Below are 20936 nucleotides of genomic sequence, written 5' to 3'. Positions count from 1 at the left end.
ACGGGCATGCACGAAGGGAGTGACGCGGGCCACGGCCACGCCAAAAGCTGGCATGTGATGTGCGTCACATTTTTCAGGTTGTCTGGTTTGGAAGCCAAGGGGGTCCCCAATGGTTGTCCACCGTCGGCTGGCGCTCTGCGTCGGCCTTGCCTGTACCGCGCTGGCCTGGGCCAGCAGCGCTGCCCCGCCCGACCGCGAGGCGGCCCTGGCCGAGATCGGTCACTACCGCGACCAGGCGCGCTGGCTGGATGCCCTGGGCGCGATCGAGCGCGCCAGCCAGCAACAACCGGATGACGACCTGCTGTTCAAGCTGCGCGTGCTGACCCTGGGCGACATCGGCAACGCCTGGCGCGCGTGGGAGCTTTACCAGCAGCGCCCGCAGCTGTTCGACGCCGCGCAGAAGCAGCGCTTGGAAGGAGACTACCTGGCCAAGCTGGTGGTCTGGAGCCTGGCCTACAGCAGCAGCGAGGACAGCCGCCTCGAAGAGGCCGAATCGACCCTGGCACGCATGCAGCGCTACCTTGGCGGCGAAGGCACCCCATCCTCGCAGGCACCACTGCGTATCCGCATGGATCGGCTGATCCTGCTCAACCGCCTGGGCCGCCATGCGCAGGTGCGCGAGGAAGCCCGCGCACTTCAGGCCGAAGGCCATGCCCTGCCCGACTATGTGCTGCCTGCGGTCGGCGATTCGCTGATGGGCACCCTGCATCCGGAAGAGGCCATTCCGGTGCTGCAGGCGGCAGTGGCCGGCGACCCGACACGCGATGCCTCGCATTCGGAACTGGCCTATGCCTACCTGGAGAGCGAGCAGCAGGAAAAGGCGATCGACCTGCTGAAGGGCTGGCGTGACAAGGCGCCGGCGTGGCGCTGGAGCAACGGCAAATCACCGTACGCGAACTGGTCACGTTACGAGGCCGACCTGAATCTGGCGATGGTGCGCGCCTACAGCGGCGACCTGGGTACCGCGCAGCACGACCTGGAATCGATGGTGGACATCGCGCCGGGCAACGGCGGCCTGCAGAGTGCACTGGGCAGCGTCTACATGATGCGTGGCTGGCCACGCCGGGCGCTGCAGCGCCAGCAGATGGCCCAAGCGCTGGACCCGCGTGACATCGAACCTCGGCTGGGAATGGAGGAGGCCTACGTCGCCCTGCAGCGCGACGACCTGGCGCGGCCGCTGCACGACGACCTGATCGCGCGCTACCCGACGCAACCGGCGGTCGAACGCATGGACCAGGCCTGGCGCGCGCATCGCGGTTGGCAGCTGAAGGCATGGACCGACATCGGACGCAGTTCCGGTGGCGGTGGCACCTCGCCGTTGGGAAACAACGATCGCCACTACGGCGTGGAAGTGGAGACACCGATCCTCGACGACCGCTGGCGGTTGTTCGCCCTCGCCGACCGGCGCTCCACCGATTTCCAGGACCAGCGCATCGATCCGCTGTGGCTCGGCGCAGGCGTACGCTACCGCTTCGGCCAACTGGATGCGGAAGCAGCGGTATTGCGCGCCAACGACCACATTGGCGATACCGGCCTGCGCGTCGGCGTCGGCTGGCAGTTCAACGACCACTGGCATGCCGGCGTGGTGGCCGCACGCAATGATCCGGAGGCATCGATGCAGGCACGCTCGGCCGGCATCACCGCCGACAGCGTAAGCGCACAGGTGGACTACCGGCGCAGCGAACGCACGCACTGGATGTTCGGCGCCAGCCGCTTCCGCTATGAAGATGGCAACCATCGCGAACTGTTCGGCACCCGCCTCGAACAGCGCCTGCTGACCCGCCCCCGCTGGTTGGTCGATGGCCTGGCCAGTGCCTACACCAGTCGTGGCAGCCGCGACGATGCGCCCTACTTCAACCCGAAGCGCGACCGGATGGTCGAGATCGGCCTGCGCATCGACCAGCAGCTGTGGCGCCATTACGAGCGCCACTTCCGGCACCGGCTGACCGTCTCGCTGGGCGACTACTGGCAGGACGGCTTCGGCAGTGCGTTGGTGCCGTCGGTGTCCTACATGCACGAGTGGCAGCTGGGCCCCGGTCGCGTGTTCGAGTATGGCGTGCGCTGGTCGCGGCCGGTGTACGACGGCCATCGCGAGCGCCATATCGGCTTCGAAGCTGCACTGCGCTGGGGAGACTGACATGACCCGCTTCCTGCGACTGATCGTGCTCCTGCTGCTGGCCTGCGTGCCACCGGCGTTCGCGCAGCAGTCCGTGCATCTTGATGCGATCGACAACGGCCTGCTGATCCTCAGCTACCACGACATCCGCGACCAGGTGGCCGCCAAGGGCGATGCCGATACCTATGCGGTGAGCACGCAGAACTTCGCCGCGCACCTGGACTGGCTGGGCGCGCATGGATACCACCCGGTTTCGCTGTCACAGCTGATCGAGGCCTCGCAGGGCCGTGCGACGCTGCCTCCGAAACCGGTGCTGCTGACCTTCGACGATGGCCTGCGCAGCGTCTACGACAAAGCCTTTCCGCTGCTGCGGGCCTACCACTACCCGGCCCTGGTAGCGGTGATCACCGACTATGTGGACATGGCACCGGGCCGCACCATCGACTACGGCTACCGCCCATTCGGCCACGACGACTTCGTCACCTGGGCGCAGTTGAAGCAGATGCATGACAGCGGTCTGATCGAAGTGGCCAGCCATACCGACGACCTGCACCACGGCGTGCTTGCCAATCCACAGGGCAATTCGACGCCCGCCGTGGTCACCCGCATCTACACCCCAGCCACGCGAAGCTACGAGAGCGAGGCGCAATACGAGCAGCGACTTCGCGCCGATCTCTCGCGCAGCGTGCAGCGCATCGAGCAGCACCTGGGCGTGCGCCCGCGCGCCATTGTCTGGCCATACGCGGCCTACAACCGGTTGAGCAACGAGATCGCCGAACAGCTGGGCATGCCGGTCTCATTCGACCTGGAAGGGCGCAGCACCCCGGTGGCCAGTGACCTGCACGGGTTGGCGCGGTTGCTGGTGAGCGACAACCCGACCGTGGAAGGGCTGGCCTACGAACTGCGCCGTGATGTCGCGCTCGACGGCATCCGCGCTCTGCAGATCGACCTCGATGATGTGTACGACCCGGATCCGGCGCAGCAGGCACGCAATCTGGATGCGCTGATCGAGCGGGTCAAGCGCATCGCACCGACGCACGTCTACCTGCAGGCGTTCGCCGATCCGGACGGCAACAACACCGCCGATGCACTCTACTTCCCCAACCGCCACATGCCGATGCGCGCGGACCTGTTCAGCCGCGTCGCCTGGCAGCTGAAATCCCGCGCGGGCGTGAAGGTCTACGCGTGGCTGCCGGTGCTCGGCTTCGAGCTGCCCGACCCGGTGCAGCGAAAGGCGCTGGCGATCCGCAACGGTGATGCCGACGGCATGTACCGCCTGGATTTCACCAACCCGAAGGCCAGGCAGATCATGCTCGACAGCTACGAGGATCTGGCGGTCAATTCCTACTTTGAAGGTCTGCTGTTCCATGACGACGGCTACCTGCGCGACACCGAGCTGCCCACTCTGGCGGCCGGTGAAGATGGCAGCGCACGTACCCAGGCACTGATCGCCTTCACCCTGGCCCTGCGCGACAGTGCGCAGCGTTGGCGGCCGAAGCTGGCCACGGTACGCAACCTGTATGCCGAGCCGGTACTCCGCCCGCAGAGTGAGGCCTGGTTCGCGCAGCGCCTGGACCTGTTCAACAAGGCCTACGACCAGACCGCACTGATGGCGATGCCATGGATGGAAGGCAGCAAGCACCCCGAACGCTGGCTCGACCAGTTGCTGGCGGCAGTGCGCGCGCACGATCCCCAACTGCAACACACGCTGTTCGAACTGCAGACCGTCGATTGGCGCAATGGAAAGCCGATTCCCGCCGAGCGCCTGCGTGCACAGATCCGCCAGCTGCAGGCGCAGGGCGTGCACCACTTCGCCTGGTACCCGGACGACTTCATCGCCGACCAGCCCTCCACCCGCGATGCCCGCGCGGCGATGTCCGCCGGCAACTTCCCGTACCCGGAGAAGTGACATGGACATGCATCCGCTGCTGCAGGTCCTGTTCCAGTTCGCCTTCTACTACCCGATGGTGATGGCGTTCTTCTGGATGTCCGGCGGCCTGTACTACTACTTCCGGCGCGAGCGCCACTCGCGCCCGCGCAACGATCCGCCGTTGATGCTCGATCCCCCCTTCGCAACCGTGCTGGTGCCCTGCCACAACGAAGCGGAGAACCTGGACGATACGCTCACTGCGGTGCTGGCCCAGCGCTATCCCGCCGACTACGAAGTGATCGCCATCGATGATGGCAGCAGCGATGACACCGGCGCGCGACTGGACGCACTGGCAGCGCAGCATCCGCGGCTGCGCGTACTGCACCTGGACCGCAACCTGGGCAAGGCCAATGCGCTGCGCATGGGTGCGCTGGCCGCGCGCTCGGAATACCTGGTGTGCATTGATGGCGATGCAATGCTGGAAGAGCATGCGCTGCACTGGATGGTCTGGCACCTGGTCAGCGGCAACCGGGTTGGTGCAGTGACCGGCAACCCGCGCATCCGCAACCGCTCCACCCTGCTCGGACGCCTTCAGGTGGCGGAGTTTTCCTCGATCATCGGCATGATCAAGCGCGCGCAGCGCGTGTACGGGCGCATCTTCACCATCTCCGGAGTGATCGCCGGCTTCCGACGCACCGCCCTGCATCAGGTCGGCTGGTGGTCGGACGACATGGTCACTGAGGACATCGACATCAGCTGGCGCCTGCAGCGCGCGCACTGGGACATCCGCTACGAACCCAATGCGCTGTGCTTCATCCTGATGCCGGAAACGCTGAAGGGCCTGTGGCGGCAGCGGCTGCGCTGGGCGCAGGGCGGCGTGGAAGTGATGCTGCGCCACGCCGGCTCGCTGCTGCACTGGAAGGAGCGGCGCATGTGGGGCGTACTGCTGGAGTACGTGCTGAGCGTGATCTGGGCCTACACGATGTTGTTCATCGTGCTGCTGTGGGCACTGGGCAAGTTCATCGAACTGCCACCAGAGTTGCACATCGCCAGCCTGCTTCCGCAGTGGCATGGCGTGATCCTGGCCCTGGTCTGCCTGCTGCAGTTCGCCAGCAGCCTGATCATCGACCGGCGTTACGAAACACAGATTGGACGCAATTACTTCTGGGTCATCTGGTACCCGATGGCGTACTGGCTGATCAGCCTTTCCACCACCCTGGTGGCGCTTCCCAAGACCCTGCTGCGCCGTCGCAGCAAGCGCGCCACCTGGACCAGCCCCGACCGGGGGATCCGATGAACGCACGACACCCGTCCAACCGCTTCGACTCGCGGATGATCCGCAAGCCACACCATCAACCGCGCTTCCAGCGCACTGCCTGGGGATTCGTCACCCTGGCGTTCTGGGGCTTCTACTTCTACCTGTGGGCACCACTGGTGACCCTGGTGTCGTGGCTGATCGGCGGACAGCTGGCCTGGCGGCAGCTGTACGAACGGCAAAGCCAGTTCGACCCCTATGTGCTGGTGGCGCTGCCACTGATGCTGCTGTGCGCCAGCGTGCTGCTGATCGGCTGGGCCGAGTACAACCGCGCGCGCTTCCGTGGCCACGACCGGCGCCTGCCGCGACCGTTGGCCAGCCTCAATGAAGTGGCCGCTGACCTCGGGGCCAGCACCGGGCTGGCCGAGCGCCTGCTGGCCTGCAAGGCCGCCACGCTGCACATGGACGATCACGCGCGACCGATCGGCATCCGTCGCGAGGTGGTGTGACCCACCGGGGTCTACCGCGAAGAGCATCCACGCATGGCGTGGATCTACTTGCGCGTCTGCCCTTCACCGCGCACGACAAATCGTTCGACGGTGAGTGCCTCCAGGCCCATTGGGCCGTACGCGTGCAGGCGCGTGGTGGAAATGCCGATCTCGCTGCCCAGGCCCAGCTGGCCACCATCGGAGAAACGCGATGAGGCATTGACCATCACTACCGCCGAGCGCAGCGCAGTGACGAAGCGCTCGGCGTGGCCGGCGTCTTCGGTGGCGATCACTTCGGTATGGTCGGAGGTATAGCGGCGGATGTGCGCGATGGCCGCCTCGAGGTCATCAACCACGCGCACGGCCAGCACCAGGTCGAGGAACTCGGCAGCGTAATCCTCATCGGTCGCCGCCGTGCTGCCCGGCAGCAGCGGTTGCGCCTGCGCATCGGCGCGCAGCTGCACGCCACGCTCACCGAGCGCCTGGGCCACGCGTGGCAGGAACGCTTCGGCCACATCGCGGTGCACCAGCAGGGTCTCCAGCGAATTGCAGGCCGACGGACGACTGCACTTGCCGTCCACCAGCAGATCGATGGCTTTGCTGAGGTCGGCGCTGGCATCCACGAACAGGTGGCAGACACCCTTGTAGTGCTTGATCACCGGCACCCGCGCATGCTCGGCAACGAAGCGGATCAGGCCTTCGCCGCCGCGCGGAATCGCCAGATCGATCAGCTCATGCAGCTGCAGCAGTTCCAGCATTGCTTCGCGACGCAGGTCGGTCAGCACGGTCACCGCTGCCGGCGGTACGCCATTGGCCTGCAAGGCACCCGCCAGCGCCTGGGCGATGGCGGTGTTGGAGTGGATCGCCTCGGAGCCACCGCGCAGGATCACGCCATTGCCGGCCTTCAGGCACAGCGCGGCCGCTTCGGCGGTCACGTTCGGGCGCGCCTCGTAGATCATTGCGATCACGCCCAGCGGCACGCGTACCTTCTGCACGCGGATGCCGTTTGGACGCACATCGTCGCGGGTGATCTGGCCGACCGGATCGGGCAGCGCAGCCACCTCACGCACGGCTTCGGCCATCGCGAACAGGCGTGCCGGGTCCAGCGCCAGGCGGTCGAGCATGGCACTGCCAACGCCCTTGTCGCGCGCGGCGGCGAGGTCACGCGCATTACCGGCCAGGATCAGCCCGGCATTCACTTCCAGTGCCTGGGCCATCGCCAGCAGCAACGTGCGGCGGGACGCGCTGTCGAGGCCGGCAACGGTCTGGGCCGAATCACGGCAGGCACGTGCCTGCACTTCGATTTCGCTCATCGGGGAGTCCTTCAAACCGGTCATGGCAGCACCAGATCGTCGCGATGGACGACACTGCCACCGTAGTTGTAGCCCAGCACGGCCTCGATGTCGCGCGAATGGCGGCCGGCGATCCGGCGCACATCATCGGCCGCGTACTGGCTGACGCCGCGCGCCACGCAGACGCGGCCCTGTGGCGCGTTCCAGCACACCTGCACCATGTCGCCACGGCGGAACATGCCCTCCGCGCCGGTGATGCCGCCGGGCAGCAGCGAGGCGCCCTTCTCGCGCATCGCCTGCGCCGCGCCGGCATCGATCACGATCGCACCCTCGACCAGCGGCGCGTGCCGCAGCCAGTGCTTGCGGGCCGCCTCACGGCTGCGCGCGGCGTGGATACGGGTACCGAACAGGCGGTCCTGGGCCAGCGCGCGTACCACGTCACCGCTGCGGCCATTGAACAGATAGGTTTCGATGCCGAGACGACCCGCCTTGGCCGCCGCTTCCAGCTTGGTGCGCATGCCGCCGGTACCGGCGCGCGAGCCGGCGCCGCCGGCCATCGCCAGCACCTCGTCACTCAGTTCCGGCACGTCGTGCAGCGGCCGCGCGTCGGCCACGGTGCGCGGGTCGGCGCTGTACAGGCCATCGATATCGGTGGCGATGAACAGCGCATCGGCATCGACCAGCGCCGCCACCGTCGCCGCCAGGTTGTCGTTGTCGCCAAGCTTGAGCTCGTCCACCGACACGGTGTCGTTCTCGTTGACCACCGGCAATGCTCCCAGCCGCAGCAGTTCGTTGAGCGTGGCGCGGGCGTTGAGGTAGCGGCGGCGGTTGCGCAGGTCGTCATGGGTCAGCAGCACCTGCGCCACCGGGCGCTCGAAGAAGCGTTGCCAGAGCCCGATCAGCTGGGCCTGGCCGAGCGCGGCCAGCGCCTGCCTCGCCGCCATCGCCGCACCGGGCTCATCGGCCCGCGGCAGGATCGCGCGCCCCGCCGCAACCGCACCGGACGACACGATCACCACCTCGCGCCCGGCCAGTACATTGGCCGAGACGAACTGGGCCAGGCCCAGCGCGTGGCGCGGCGACAGGCCACCGCCATCAGCCGCCAGCAGGCTGCTGCCGACCTTCAGCACCGCACGCCGCCATGGCGGCAGCGCTTGTTCGGGGAACGGCGAGGCGACGTGGGCAGCGTGCTGGATCATCGGTCAGGCTCTCAGCGGGTATTCCATTCGTGCACGGTCAGGTCGGAGGCCTGCATCGTCACCAGCGGATCGGTGGCGATGATGGCCTGCGCCTGCGCCAGGCTGTCCACGTTGCACAGCACATAGGCACCACCGCTGCCATCGGCGAAACCACCGGTCAACTGCAGCTTGCCCTGCGCCTGCAACGCGTCGAGGAATTCGCGGTGCGGCTGCACCGCTGCATCGTTGAAGTCCGGCCGGCGCATGGCCATCACCAGGTAGACGGTGCCCGCCATCAGGACAGCGCCTGCCAGCGCGCGTGCAGCTCGTCCAGGCGCAGATCGGCGGCCGAACCCGGCGACACACGCGCGGCCAGGCTGCCTTCCGGCGTGCGTCCTTGCCCTGCGCTGTCGGCACCAGCTGCAGCGGCCTTGTAGGCCTCACGGAACGGTACACCGGCCACGGCTGCTTCCACGGCGACGTCGGTGGCATACATGCCCGAGTCGATCGCTGCGCGCAGCCGGTCGTCACGCCATTCCAGATTGGCCAGCAGCGCCGGCAGCAGCTCCAGTGCGGCGAGGCCACGGCCGAAACCGTGGAAGATGGCGCCCTTGGACGACTGCAGGTCGCGGTGGTAGCCCGACGGCAACGACAGCAGCTGCTCGATCTCGGTGCGCGCAGCGGCCACGCTGGCGTGGGTGGCACGCATCAGCTCGATCACGTCCGGGTTGCGCTTGTTCGGCATGATCGAACTGCCGGTGGTGTACTGCGCCGGCAGCGCGACGAAACCGAACTCGGCGCTGGTGAACAGCGACAGGTCCCAGGCGATGCGGCGCAGGTCCAGGGTCGCGCCACCCAGTGCTTCCAGTGCGGCCAGCTCGAATTTGCCGCGCGACAGCTGTGCATAGATCGGCGAGATCTGCATGCGCGCGAAACCGAGCGCGGCCGTGGTGTGTTCGCGGTCCAGCGGCAGGTTCACGCCGTAGCCAGCGGCGGTGCCAAGTGGATTGGCGTCAACCAGTGCATGGGTGTCGCGCGCGCGGATGGCGTTGTCGATGAACGCCTCGGCCCAGCCGGCCCACCACATGCCGGCCGAGGACACCACGGCACGCTGGATGTGGGTGTAGCCGGGAACCGGCAGGTCCTTCTCGGCCTGTGCGCGGTCCAGCGCGACCTTGGCCACCTCGGCGCTGAGCTGCGCCACGCGCTGCAGCTTCTCCTTCAACCACAGGCGGGTGGCGACCAGGATCTGGTCGTTGCGGCTGCGGCCGGTGTGGATCTTGCGGCCGGCATCGCCGAGGCGTTCGGTCAGGCGCGCTTCGATCGCCGAGTGGCCATCTTCGTACTGCGTATCCAGCACGAAACGGCCTTCGCGGAAGTCCTGCGCCAGGATCTCCAGTTCGCGCAACAGGCCTTCCAGCTCGTCGGCGCTGAGGATGCCGATGTGCTGCAGACCCTGCGCATGCGCGGCGCTGGCGGCGATGTCATGCAGGAAGAACTCGCGGTCGAGGATCACGTCATCGCCAGCGAGGAAGGTCTGGATCTGGGCGTCGACAGCAACGCCGGGCTTCTGCCAAAGAAGGTCTGCCATGGGGGCTCCGGAATACGTGTTCAGTGCGGGATCGACGTCAGTTCGTCGATGCCCAGCGCGAGGTTGAGGTTCTGCATGGCCTGGGTGGCCGCGCCCTTGAGCAGGTTGTCCAGGGTCGCCACCACGACGACCCGCTTGCCGCCCGGGGCCAGGGTGAAGCCACCGACCTGGGCACCGTGGCGGCCGGCGATGCGGCTGACCCACGGCGCTTCATCCACCACGTCGATCAGGGGTTCGCCGGCGTAGGCCTGCTGGAAGCGCTCGACGATCTGTTCGCGGGTCTGCACGCGGTTCAGCCACAGGTTGGCGGTAAGCGTGATGCCACGGAAATGCGGCGCAACATGTGGCATGAATTCAACAGCCACACCCAGCTGCACCGACACCTCGCGCTCGTGCACGTGGTTGGTCAGCGCGTAGGGCATCAGGTTGTCGGCCAGCAGTTCGACGTTGTTCTTGTCCGACGGCGTGGTACCGGCGCCGGAGTAGCCGGAGACACCGAAGCACTGCGGCGGACCGGCCAGCAGGTCCAGCAGCGGATGCACCGCCAGCTGCATCGCCGTGGCATAGCAGCCCGGGTTGCTGATGTGTTTCTGGCCGTTGTAGCGGCCGCGGGTCAGCTCCGGCAAGCCGTAGTACCAGCTGTTGTCGAAACGGTAGTCGGCGGAGAGGTCGACGATGACGGTGTCCGGTTTCGCGGTTTCAAGCGCGGCCACGAACGGTGCGGCCAGGCCATTGGGCAGGGCCAGGATCACCGCGTCCACGCCCTTGGCCGCCACCGCGTCGGCGTCCAGGTTTTCGTACTGCAGCTCGCCCTGGAATTCCGGGTGGTGGTCGGACAGGCGCTGCCCGGCGCGCTCGCGCGAGGAGACGAAAGCCAGTTTCAGCCGTGGGTGGGCGGCCACCAGCTTGATCAGCTCGGCGCCGGTATGGCCGCGGGCACCGACGATGCCCAGGGTGAAAGTCGAATCGTTCATGCGTGACTGTCCAGGCGGTACTGCAGGTGGCGCTTCACGCCCTGCCATTCCGCATCGATGATGGAGAAGATGACGGTATCGCGCGGCGTGCCATCGGCATGCCGCTTGTGGTTGCGCAGCACGCCGTCCTGCTTGGCGCCGAGGCGGGCGATGGCAGTGCGCGAGGTGGCGTTGAACCAGCTGGTTTCCAGCACCACGCTGATGCAGCCCAGCGTTTCGAAGGCGTGCTGCAGCAGCAACAGCTTGGCTTCGGTGTTGGCGCCGGTACGCTGCACGCGCGGCGCATACCAGGTGTAGCCGAGGCTGAGTTTCGGCACACCGGCATCCATGTCATAGAAACGGGTACTGCCGACGATTCCGCCAGCCGCATCACGGATCACGAACGGCAGCACCTTGCCTTCGCTCTGCGCCTGCAGCGCGGCCCGCACATAGGTCTCGGCCTGTTCCGGCGACGGCACCTGGGTGTACCAGAGCTGGTCCAGGCCGCTGCCTTCAAGCGCATCGCGCAGGCCGGGCACGTGTTCCATCTGCAGCGGCTGCAGGGTTACGTGCTGGCCGCGCAGGGTAGGAACCGTGTTCCAGGCATCGAGGTTGCTCATTGCTCAGCCCTGCAGGCTCGGGGTGCGCTGCGCGCAATGATCGACATAGGTCTTGATCCGGTCGATGCCATCGGCACCGAACCAGAACACCTTCCACTGATCCTGCTTGTAGCAGCCATCGGACTCGGCGTAGTAGAAGTGATTGATCGGGTTGCCATGGCGCGAGCGCCAGAACAGCTGCGGCGTTTCTTCCAGCATCACGTTCCAGACCGCACGGCCGAGGCCTTCGCCCTGTGCGTCGTCGAGCACGGCGAACTTGTCGAGGTACACGCCTTCAGCTTCATCAGTGAGGATGACCGCGGTGCGGTAGTTCTCGCTGACGTAGGCGCGCAGCAGCCTGGTCTTCTGGAAATAGTCCGGCACCAGGGTGCGGCCGAAGCTGGATTCGATCAGACCCTTCAGGCGCGGCAGGTCCAGTTCGTCCCAGGCGGTGGCGCGCAGCACTTTTTCGCCCTTGCGCACCAGCGTGCCCGAGCCCTTGTGGGTGAACAGTTCCTTGGCCAGGTCGGCCGGACGCGTGATCGACACCGACGATTCCAGCGGCAGGCGATCGAGCAGATCCTTGATCTGTTCGATCTTCACCTTCATGCCGCCGTGGATCCACGGTTGCGCGATCAGGTGGTCGTACTCGGTGGACAGGTTGATCGAATCGATCACGTTGCCCTGCTCGTCCAGCAGGCCGCCGGTACCGGTCAGGAAGATGATCTTGTATGGCTGCAGTTCCTGCACCAGTTCGTTGGCGGCGAAGTCGGCGTTGACGTTGAGGATCTGGCCGCCTGCGGTCTCACCCAGGCTGGTGATGACCGGGATCGAACCGGCGCGCAGGCTGGCTTCGATCGGCGCCAGGTTGACCTTCTTCACCTCACCGACCAGGCCGTAGGTGTCCACGTCCAGGTACTCGGCCTCGAACACACCACCGGTGATGGAGGTGGCACGCGCACCGTTCTGCTGCAGCGCCTCGACCAGGCGCAGGTTGGACTGCTGGAACACCCGGCGCACGATCGCCAGCGCTTCCGGCGAAGTCACGCGCAGGCCGTTGACGGTCTGCTTCTCGATACCGGCGGCCGACAGTTCGGCATCCAGCTGCGGGCCGGCGCCGTGCAGCACGATCGGGGTCAGCCCGACTTCCTGCAGGAACGACAGCGAAGAGGTCAGCGCGTCGAGGTCGTCGCGCAGCACCGCGCCGCCGACCTTGACCACGGCGAAGCGCTTGGCATCCAGCTGCGAAAAGCGCTTGAGGTACTGGCTGATCTCCTTCGCGCTGGCCATGCTGGAGAGCAGGCGCACGATGGTCTGGCGGGTCTGGCGGTGGGGCTGGAGGGCAGGAGACATTTCGGTTTCGTCGGAAAGGGAATAATCAGGCGCCGGCGGCGATGATGCGGTGCACGGCGTCGGTGTAGCGCTGCAGTTGTTCCAGCGTCACGAACTCATCGGCGGTGTGGGCCTGGGCGATGTCACCCGGGCCGAACACCAGCGTGGTGTAACCACCGGCGGAGAACAGCGAGGCCTCGGTCCAGAAGTCCACGGCATTGCCGATCGGCAGGTCCAGCGCATCGGCCACGTCACGTGCCAGCAGGCGGCGGTTCTCGGCTTCGGCGATGTCGCCGGCCGGCAGGCTGGGGCCACGGAAGGTTTCGGTGAATACCGCCGCTTCCGGTTCGGCGAAACCGGCGAAGGTCGCCAGCAGGCCATCGATGTCCATCGATGGCAACGGGCGGAAGCCGAACCGTACTTCGGCAGCCGGTGCGATCATGTTGGCCTTGATCCCACCTTCGACGCGACCGATGTTGAAGCGCAGGCCGGTCAGCCCGCCGAAGCGCGCCGAAGCCAGCGATTCCACGTGGTCCAGCGCACGGTTGCCCCAGCGCATGGCCTGATGCAGCGCACTGGCGGCCGCATCCTGCTTGCCCGAAGCATGCCCGGCGCGGCCGGCGAACTGCATCAGTACCGAGCTGATGCCACGGTGCGCGAGCACCGCCTCGCTCATGGTCGGCTCGGCCACCAGCACCGCTTCGTATGGCAGGCCACGGGCCAGGAACGCGGCGATACAGCGCGGATCGTTGGCTTCTTCGTCGCTGGAGAACAGGAAGGCGGCATCGCCATCGCTGGCGTTGGCCGCCGCCACCAGCGCAGCGGCAGCGCCCTTGATGTCACACACGCCCAGACCGACCACACGGTCGTCCAGGCGGCGCATCACAAGAGGGTCGGCACTCCAGTGCGGCGAGTCCGGCACGGTATCCAGGTGCACGTTGAACAGGTACTTCGGCGTCCCGCGCACGGCGTACAGGCTGACTGCGCCCGCGCCATGGTCGATCACCTCGACGTTGAAGCCGGGCAGGTTCGCGCGCAGGTAATCGAAGATGCCACCGGTGGTGATCGCACGCGGCGGGTTGCGGGTGTCGAAGGACACCAGGGCCTGCAGGTGATCGAGCGTCTGTTCAAGCATGAAACAAAGATCCTGTGGAATTCCGCCGGGCATGGCCCGGCGCTACCGTGATGCGTCTGGTGGAGAGCCCCCTTCTTGTTGAAGGGGGCGCGCCAACGGCGCAGGGTTAAGGTGGAATGCGCGGGAGACGTGCGCGCAATTCAATCGCTCAGCGATTGACTTGCGCGTAAAGCGTCGAGCTCATGCCGAACAGCTTGATGAAGCCTTCGGCCTCCTCCACGCCCCAGTCGGCCGACTGCGCGTAGGTGGCGCCCTTGGTGTTGAGCAGATGCGGCGACTTCACCGCCACTGCATCGACGCGGCCACCACGGGTTTCCAGCACCACTTCGCCGTTGACCTTGGCCTGCGAGGACTTGAGGAAGGCTTCGATGTCGGTCTTCAGCGGGTCGTGGTAGAAGCCTTCGTACACCAGCTCCACCCACTTGCGTGCCACGTCCGGCTTGAAGCGGTTCTGCTGCTTGGTCAGGACCGCATCTTCCAGCGCGCGGTGCGCGGCCAGCAGCGAAACCAGGCCCGGAGCCTCGAAGACGATGCGGCCCTTCAGGCCGATCACGGTATCGCCGGTGTAGACGCCGCGGCCAACGCCGTACGGGGCGAACAGCTTGTTGAGCTGAGCCAGGATCTGGTCACCCGGCAGCGCCTTGCCGTTCAGTTCGACGGCTTCGCCTTCGACGAACTTCAGGGTGACGGTCAGCGCCTGTTCCGGCCACTCGCTGCGCGGCGCGCACCAGCCACGGGCACCCTCGCCCGGAGCTTCCCAACGGTCGATCTCGCCGCCGGACATGGTCAGGCCCAGCAGGTTCTCGTTGATGGTGTAGGCCTGCTGCTTGGCGCGCACGCCGAAACCACGCTCTTCCAGGTACTTCTGCTCGTAGGCGCGGGTCTGGGTGTGTTCCTTCTGGATCTCGCGGATCGGCGCGATGATCTGGTAGTCACCCAGCGCCTTCACGGCCAGGTCGAAGCGGACCTGGTCGTTGCCCATGCCGGTGCAGCCGTGGGCGATGATGTTGGTGCCCAGTTCGGCGGCACGCTTCAGCGCGGCATCGACGATCAGGTAGCGGTCCGAGACCAGCAGCGGGTACTGGCCCTGGTAGCCTTCGCCGGCCCATACGAACGGCTTGACGAAGCCTTCCCAGATGGCAGGGCCACCGTTGACGGTGACGTGGCTGGTCACGCCCAGCTCGGCGGCACGCTTCTCGATGAAATCGCGCTCTTCATCATCCACGCCGCCGGTATCGGCGAACACGGTGTGCACGTTGTAGCCGCGCTCCTGCAGATACGGCACGCAGAAGCTGGTATCCAGGCCGCCGGAGAAGGCGAGAACGACGTCTTTGTTGCTCATGGGGGTCAGGTCCACTTGGGGGATGAGAATTCGGTAGAGCCGACCGTTGGTCGGCTGGAATGTTGGATGCGCCGCTGCGGGAGCAGCCGACCAACGGTCGGCTCTACCCCCTTGTTCGATCTAGCGCCCGGCAACCGCCGCCATGATCGCCTTCTGCACATGCAGGCGGTTCTCGGCTTCGTTGATGGAGATGCACTGCGGCGAATCCATCACCGCGTCGGTGGCCTTCACATTGCGGCGCAGCGGCAGGCAGTGGCTGAACACACCGTTGTTGGTCAGCGCCATCTTCCGCTCGTCCACGATGAAGTGCTTGAACTGGTCGCGGATCGGCTTTTCCGGCTCCCAGTTGCCGAAGAACGGCAGCGCGCCCCAGCTCTTGGCGTAGACCACGTCGGCACCGGCATAGGCGCTGTCGATGTCATGGCTGATCTTCAGCGAACCGCCGCTCTCGGCCACGTTCTGCTCGGCCCAGCCCATGTAGCGTTCGTCGAGGATGTAGTCGGCGGTCGGGCACAGCAGGGTCACGTCCATGCCCATGCGGGTGGCGATGGTCAGCGCCGAGTTGGCCACGGCAGTGTTCAGCGGCTTGGGGTGATAGGTCCAGGTCAGCACATACTTCTTGCCACGCAGGTCCTGGGTGCCGAAGTGCTCCTGCAGGGCCATGATGTGGGCCAGCTCCTGGCACGGGTGGGTGATGGTCTCCATGTTGATGACCGGCACCGGCGAGTACTTGGCGAAGCTGTTGAGGACGATGTCCTGGCGGTCGTAGGCCCAGTCGATGAACTTGGGGAACGCGCGCACGGCGATGATGTCGCAGTAACGGCCCAGCACCTTGGCCACTTCAGCGATGTGCTCTTCGGTGTCGCCGTCCATCACCGTGCCGAGGTTGAACTCGATCGGCCACGCATCCTTGCCCGGCTGCAGCACCACCGCGTGGGCGCCGAGCTGGAACGCGCCCAGTTCGAAGCTGGTGCGGGTGCGCATGGACGGGTTGAAGAACACCAGCGCGATCGACTTGCCCTTGAGCTGGTCGCCGAGCTTGTTGCGCTTGAACAGCGCGGCCTGGGTCAGCAGCGCGTCGAGATCACTGCGGCTCCAGTCCTGGGTGTTCAGGAAGTGCATGGGGGACATCATCTTTCCTTGCGTGGCGGCGCCGGGTTCGACGCGGTGGAAGGGAAAACAGGAAGCAAAGGTGGAACGAAAAGGTTGCAGTTGCAGCTTTCAGAACGCAGAAACGAAAAAACCCAGCCGGGCAGCTGGGTTTTTTTCGGACGAACAGCAAAAAGCTCCGGTTACCCAGCCAGGATGTGGGGTTCCGGTCGACGCGCACGCGAGGTCATGCCCGACGCCTGTCGGGCTGCGCTGCTGTCGTGCTGGAAGTCGGTGAGCTTCATGGTCAATTATCTTTGCATGCGGCTGGGGCCGGCGCAAGGGGCCGGGGTCGCAGAATCAGGGGTTGCTGGCTGTGCCCTGCTCGGGGCCGACCCAGGGGGTGATCGACACCCGGATCTTGAGCCGGTTGCCGGGGTCTTCCGGCAGCCGCGAGCGGTACTTGGTGCCCTTGTAGACGTAATCCACGTCGTAGGCGATGGGCCTGCGGAATTCACGCCCCACCGGCACGATGCGGCAGTCGCGGGTCAGCATCGGGCCGTTGTTGGCCGGTGCCGGCGCCGGGGCCGGTGACTCGGCGGCGGTGTCCTCGGAGACCTCTTCATCGCTGCGCTTGAACATCGAGCGCACCGAGTCCCAGAAGCGGCTGATCCGGCCCTTGTCCTCGACCGGCTCCTCGCCGGTGACATTGACCGGCGCCAGAGTCCGGGTCGAGACCGGCTCGCAGTGCTCTTCGGTACGGGTCGCGCGGAGGGTCTGGAACACGGGCTCGACGTTCAGCACCTGCGCGTAGTCGAACTTCACGTTCTCCACGATCACCACCCGGTTGCGGGGCTCGGCCTCCTGCGCCTGGGCCACGGCGGCCAGCGCCGACAGGCAGGCCAGGGTCAGCAACGCGGTGGATTTCATTGGCGAAGGGGGCAAGGACACGGCAATAGTGTAGGCAGTGGCGAGCGCAAGGGGCTGAACATTACCCGTCCACGCTGCTCCTGCCCACCCCACCTTGGGCGGACCCGGCGTCCACCGGTGGCAGGCGGTGCCCCCAAAGGGGGCCGACACGTTCTAAAATCACAGGCTTGTCCCCCAGCCACAGCCCCATGACCCTGCGCCTGCACAACAACCTGACTCGCCAGCTCGAACCGTTCACTCCGCTCGACCCGGCCTGTCCGACCCTGTATGTGTGCGGCCCGACGGTCTACAACTACGTACACATCGGCAACGCCCGTGGCCCGGTGGTGTTCGGGGTGCTGGCCGACCTGCTGCGGCGCCGTTTCGGTGGCCTGCGCTACGCGCGCAACATCACCGACGTGGACGACAAGATCAACACCGCTGCACGTGAGCAGGGGGTGCCGATCAGCACCATCACCGACAGGTTCGCCGCCGCCTACCGTGAAGACATGGCCGCGCTGGGCGTGGTGCCGCCGGACATCGAGCCGGAAGTGACCGCGCACATGCCGCAGATCATCACCATGATCGAACAGCTGATCGCCGATGGTCATGCCTACGCCGCCGAAGGCCATGTGCTGTTCGCGGTGGCCAGCTTCGAGAGCTACGGCAAGCTCTCGCGCCGCGACCCGGATGAAATGCTGGCGGGCGCCCGCGTCGACGTGGCCCCGTACAAGCGCGACCCGGGCGACTTCGTGCTGTGGAAGCCGTCCAGCGACGACCTGCCCGGCTGGGAATCGCCGTGGGGCCGTGGCCGCCCGGGCTGGCATATCGAATGCTCGGCGATGGCCGCCGCCCATCTGGGCGAGACCATCGACATCCACGCCGGCGGCGTCGACCTGCAGTTCCCGCACCACGAAAATGAGATCGCGCAGAGCGAATGCGCCCACGGCGGCAAGATCTTCGCCCGCTTCTGGCTGCACAACGGCATGCTCAACTTCGGCGGCGCCAAGATGAGCAAGTCGCTGGGCAACATCGAGCGCGTGCACGATCTGGTGCGCCAGCATCCGCCGGAAGCGCTGCGCCTGGCCCTGCTGTCGGCCCATTACCGGCAGCCGCTGGACTGGTCCGACGGCCTGATCGAACAATCGGTGCGCACCCTGGACCGCCTGTACGGCACCCTGCGCGAACTGGCATCGGTCGACGCGGTCGTGGCGATCCCGTCCACGGTCGAGGCGACCCTGGACGACGACCTGAACACCCCACAGGCGCTGGCCGAAGTGGCCCGCATCGCCGCCGATGCACGCCGGGCCACCGACCCGGCCGAACAGGCACGCCTGAAGGGCGAGCTTCTTGGTGCGGGCCTGGCGCTGGGCCTGCTGCAGGCCGACCCGGCACAGTGGTTCGGCACTGCGGCCAGCGACGGCGGCGACGATGCCCGCATCCAGGGCCTGATCGACGAGCGTGCCGCCGCCAAGAAGGCCCGCGACTTCGCCCGTTCCGATGCCATCCGCGACCAGTTGGCCGCCGAAGGCATCGTGCTGGAAGACACCCCGCAGGGCGTGCGCTGGTCGCGCAAGCGCGGCTGACCTGCCCTGCCCCGTGGCCGGTCCGCCGGCCACGCCCCACCGTAGAGACCGTTGTGACCGACTCCCCGTTCCCGCTTGAACCCACCGCCGCCGAGGCACAGACCGCCATCGCCGAGGAATTCGGCTTCTTCGGCGACTGGTCCGAGCGCTACCAGTACCTGATCGACCTCGGCCGCAAGCTGCCGGCCTTCCCGGAAGAATGGAAGACCGAAGAGCATCGCCTGCTCGGCTGCCAGTCGATGGTCTGGATCGTGCCGGAAGGCAACGCGCAGTCGCTGCGCTTCCATGCCATCAGTGATTCGGCCATCGTTTCCGGCCTAATCTTCCTGGCCCTGCGTGTGTACTCCGGGCGCTCGGCGCAGGAGATCCTCGCCACCGAACCGAGCTACATCCAGGACATCGGCCTGGCCCGCCACCTCTCCCCCACCCGCAGCAACGGTGTGGCGGCGATGCTGGCCTTCATCCGCGAGACCGCGCAGGCGCAGCTGCAGCGCGATCCGTCGTGAGCGAGCCTGCCACAGCCGAAGACACCGCGCTGGGCCTGCTGTCCCGGCCCGGCTTCGCCAAGCTGCTGGCCTACCGCATCTTCGCGATGCTGTCCTACCAGGTGGTGGCGGTCACCGTCGGTTGGCATATCTACGAAGTCACCCGCAATCCGTTCTCGCTGGGACTGATCGGCCTGGCCGAGGTTCTGCCGTTCTTCTGCGTGGCGCCATTCGCCGGCTATCTGGTCGACCACCTGCCGCGGCGCCGGTTGGGCATGGCGGCCTGCTCCGGACTGATCGCCACCGCGCTGGTGCTGACCAGCGTGGCCAAGGGCTGGCTGCCGTTCGAAGGCGTGTGGCCCATCTATGCGGCCATCGCCCTGACCGGCATGGTCCGCGCCTTCCTGTCGCCGATCTACAACGCGTTGTTCGCCCGCGTGCTGGCCCGCGACCAGTTCGCGCGCGGCGCCGGCCTCGGCGCGGTGGTGTTCCAGGCCGGCATGGTTGCCGGTCCGGCACTGGGCGGCGTGCTGGTCGGCTTCGGTGGCAAGGGCCTGTCCTACGCGGTGGCAACAGCCTTTGCGCTGGTGGCGATGGCCTGCCTGGCTACGTTGAAGGTGGAAGAACCGGTGCACACCGGTCCTGCCGCGCCCATCTTCAAGAGCATCGCCGAAGGCGCGCGCTTCGTGGTCGGCAACCGGATCATGGTCGGGGCGATGGCGCTGGACATGTTCTCGGTTCTGCTGGGCGGTGTGGTGGCGATGCTGCCGGCCTTCCTGCACGAAATCCTGCACCACGGTCCGGAGGGCCTGGGCATCCTGCGCGCGATGCCGGCACTCGGTTCGGTGTGCGTGGGCCTGTGGCTGGCCCGCCACCCGCTGCATCGCAATGCAGGCCGCGTGCTGCTGTTCGCGGTGGGTGGGTTCGGCCTGTGCGTGATCGGCTTCGGCCTGTCGCAGCACTTCTGGCTGTCGGCGCTGATCCTGCTGTTCTATGGGGCCTTCGATGGCGTCTCGGTGGTGATCCGCTCGACCATCCTGCAGTTGGCCACGCCGGAAGAGATGCGCGGACGGGTGTCGTCGATCAACGGCATCTTCATCAGTTCGTCCAACGAGCTGGGCGCGTTCTATGCCGGCACGATGGCGAAGCTGCTCGGCCTGGTGCCGGCCGTGGTGCTGGGTGGATTCGCCGTGCTGAGCGTGGCCGGGATCACCGCATGGAAGAACCCGACGCTGCGGAAATTGAATCTTCGCGACCTGCAATAAGTGGATTTCCGCGCGCCCACGCGCCCGTAGCGCCGGGCCATGCCCGGCGGGCTCTTTCCGCGACCGCGGTGGGGTGTCACTTTTCTTTTCGCGCGAAAAGAAAAGTAACCAAAAGAAACGCGCCGCCATCCGCGAGCCGGCGCTGCGCGCCGGTGCCCTGCGCTCCTCGGCGAATCAGGGGACGGCGCGGAACTCGCTTCGCTCAGACACCCGCGCCTCTTCGCCCCTGATTCCCCTGCGGTGCTTGGCTCGCTACAAGGCGGACCCAACAGCCGCGAGCGCACGCATGACCGCTTCTGGTAGAGCCAAGCCATGCTTGGCTGCTTTTGCTTTTGCTTTTGCTTTTGCTTTTGCTCTTCCTTTCCCTCCGGCTTCGGCCAGAGCCGGGCATGGGCTCGGCTTTACAGCAACCGCGCACGCAGGAAACCGTCGAGAGCCTGCGGGTGGGTCC

The 20936-nt window shown here is 66.6% G+C and carries 18 protein-coding genes; 7 read left to right on the top strand and 11 right to left on the bottom strand.

All coding sequences use genetic code 11. The annotated features are described in order from the left end of the window. Positions 1 to 109 precede the first annotated feature (109 nt). From pgaA to pgaD, 4 genes are read left to right on the top strand one after another with little or no spacing between them, the layout of a single operon-like run. Entirely contained in the window at positions 110 to 2137 is a 2028-nt protein-coding gene (gene pgaA, locus N5J73_RS07750; RefSeq protein WP_049445725.1) for a poly-beta-1,6 N-acetyl-D-glucosamine export porin PgaA, read from the top strand. A gap of 1 nt (position 2138) precedes the next feature. Further along, complete coding sequence (gene pgaB / locus N5J73_RS07745) at positions 2139 to 4025, top strand: poly-beta-1,6-N-acetyl-D-glucosamine N-deacetylase PgaB (protein ID WP_049445727.1); 1887 nt, start codon at positions 2139 to 2141, stop codon at positions 4023 to 4025. A 1-nt stretch (position 4026) separates the two neighbouring features. Further along, the gene (pgaC, locus tag N5J73_RS07740) at positions 4027 to 5283 is read left to right on the top strand and encodes a poly-beta-1,6-N-acetyl-D-glucosamine synthase (protein WP_049445728.1); all 1257 of its coding nucleotides are present in this window, start codon (positions 4027 to 4029) and stop codon (positions 5281 to 5283) included. After that, positions 5280 to 5750: a poly-beta-1,6-N-acetyl-D-glucosamine biosynthesis protein PgaD gene (pgaD, locus tag N5J73_RS07735; RefSeq protein ID WP_049445730.1), complete on the top strand. Its 471-nt coding sequence runs from the start codon at positions 5280 to 5282 to the stop codon at positions 5748 to 5750. Before pgaC ends, pgaD begins: the two co-directional genes overlap by 4 nt. Positions 5751 to 5794: 44 nt before the next feature. On the opposite strand, the gene N5J73_RS07730 is transcribed toward pgaD, so the two are convergent. From N5J73_RS07730 to N5J73_RS07680, 11 genes are all read right to left on the bottom strand, one after another. Continuing rightward, positions 5795 to 7066 carry a glutamate-5-semialdehyde dehydrogenase gene (locus N5J73_RS07730; RefSeq protein WP_049445732.1) on the bottom strand — a complete coding sequence of 424 codons (1272 nt, stop codon included), beginning with the start codon at positions 7064 to 7066 and terminating at the stop codon, positions 5795 to 5797. Then, positions 7063 to 8220, bottom strand: a complete 1158-nt coding sequence (gene proB, locus N5J73_RS07725) for a glutamate 5-kinase (protein WP_049451507.1) — start codon at positions 8218 to 8220, stop codon at positions 7063 to 7065. Before proB ends, N5J73_RS07730 begins: the two co-directional genes overlap by 4 nt. An 11-nt stretch (positions 8221 to 8231) precedes the next feature. Next, on the bottom strand, positions 8232 to 8495 hold the full coding sequence (locus tag N5J73_RS07720) for a YciI family protein (protein WP_049447890.1): 264 nt from the start codon (positions 8493 to 8495) through the stop codon (positions 8232 to 8234). Continuing rightward, on the bottom strand, positions 8495 to 9790 hold the full coding sequence (argH, locus tag N5J73_RS07715; protein ID WP_049447891.1) for an argininosuccinate lyase: 1296 nt from the start codon (positions 9788 to 9790) through the stop codon (positions 8495 to 8497). Before argH ends, N5J73_RS07720 begins: the two co-directional genes overlap by 1 nt. 20 nt (positions 9791 to 9810) lie before the next feature. Continuing rightward, positions 9811 to 10764, bottom strand: a complete 954-nt coding sequence (gene argC / locus N5J73_RS07710) for an N-acetyl-gamma-glutamyl-phosphate reductase (protein ID WP_049447892.1) — start codon at positions 10762 to 10764, stop codon at positions 9811 to 9813. Then, positions 10761 to 11363: a GNAT family protein gene (locus N5J73_RS07705; protein WP_049418141.1), complete on the bottom strand. Its 603-nt coding sequence runs from the start codon at positions 11361 to 11363 to the stop codon at positions 10761 to 10763. Before N5J73_RS07705 ends, argC begins: the two co-directional genes overlap by 4 nt. A gap of 3 nt (positions 11364 to 11366) precedes the next feature. After that, a complete protein-coding gene (locus N5J73_RS07700; RefSeq protein WP_049447893.1) occupies positions 11367 to 12695 on the bottom strand; it encodes an acetylglutamate kinase in 1329 nt (442 codons plus the stop codon). 25 nt (positions 12696 to 12720) lie between these two features. Beyond that, entirely contained in the window at positions 12721 to 13809 is a 1089-nt protein-coding gene (locus tag N5J73_RS07695; RefSeq protein WP_049447894.1) for an acetylornithine deacetylase, read from the bottom strand. A 148-nt stretch (positions 13810 to 13957) separates the two neighbouring features. After that, on the bottom strand, positions 13958 to 15151 hold the full coding sequence (locus N5J73_RS07690) for an argininosuccinate synthase (RefSeq protein WP_049447895.1): 1194 nt from the start codon (positions 15149 to 15151) through the stop codon (positions 13958 to 13960). Between the two features lie 120 nt (positions 15152 to 15271). Further along, positions 15272 to 16282, bottom strand: a complete 1011-nt coding sequence (locus N5J73_RS07685; protein WP_049447896.1) for an N-acetylornithine carbamoyltransferase — start codon at positions 16280 to 16282, stop codon at positions 15272 to 15274. A 318-nt stretch (positions 16283 to 16600) separates the two neighbouring features. After that, a complete protein-coding gene (locus tag N5J73_RS07680; RefSeq protein ID WP_049447897.1) occupies positions 16601 to 17170 on the bottom strand; it encodes a hypothetical protein in 570 nt (189 codons plus the stop codon). A gap of 188 nt (positions 17171 to 17358) precedes the next feature. Between N5J73_RS07680 and cysS the strand changes: the two genes are divergently transcribed. The 3 genes from cysS to N5J73_RS07665 are packed head-to-tail and all read left to right on the top strand — an operon-like array spanning position 17359 to position 20485. Continuing rightward, positions 17359 to 18735 carry a cysteine--tRNA ligase gene (gene cysS / locus N5J73_RS07675; protein WP_049447898.1) on the top strand — a complete coding sequence of 459 codons (1377 nt, stop codon included), beginning with the start codon at positions 17359 to 17361 and terminating at the stop codon, positions 18733 to 18735. Positions 18736 to 18788: 53 nt separating this feature from the next. Then, positions 18789 to 19241: a SufE family protein gene (locus N5J73_RS07670; protein ID WP_010486631.1), complete on the top strand. Its 453-nt coding sequence runs from the start codon at positions 18789 to 18791 to the stop codon at positions 19239 to 19241. Then, positions 19238 to 20485, top strand: coding sequence for an MFS transporter (locus tag N5J73_RS07665; protein WP_049447588.1), 1248 nt, complete (start codon positions 19238 to 19240; stop codon positions 20483 to 20485). The genes N5J73_RS07670 and N5J73_RS07665 overlap by 4 nt, the downstream gene beginning before the upstream one ends. Positions 20486 to 20936 lie beyond the last annotated feature (451 nt).

This window comes from Stenotrophomonas sp. GD03654 (assembly GCF_029845105.1).
In the GTDB taxonomy this organism is placed as follows: domain Bacteria; phylum Pseudomonadota; class Gammaproteobacteria; order Xanthomonadales; family Xanthomonadaceae; genus Stenotrophomonas; species Stenotrophomonas africana.
Note: the sequence above shows the minus strand (reverse complement) of the source record. Positions and strands in the feature narration are given on the sequence as shown.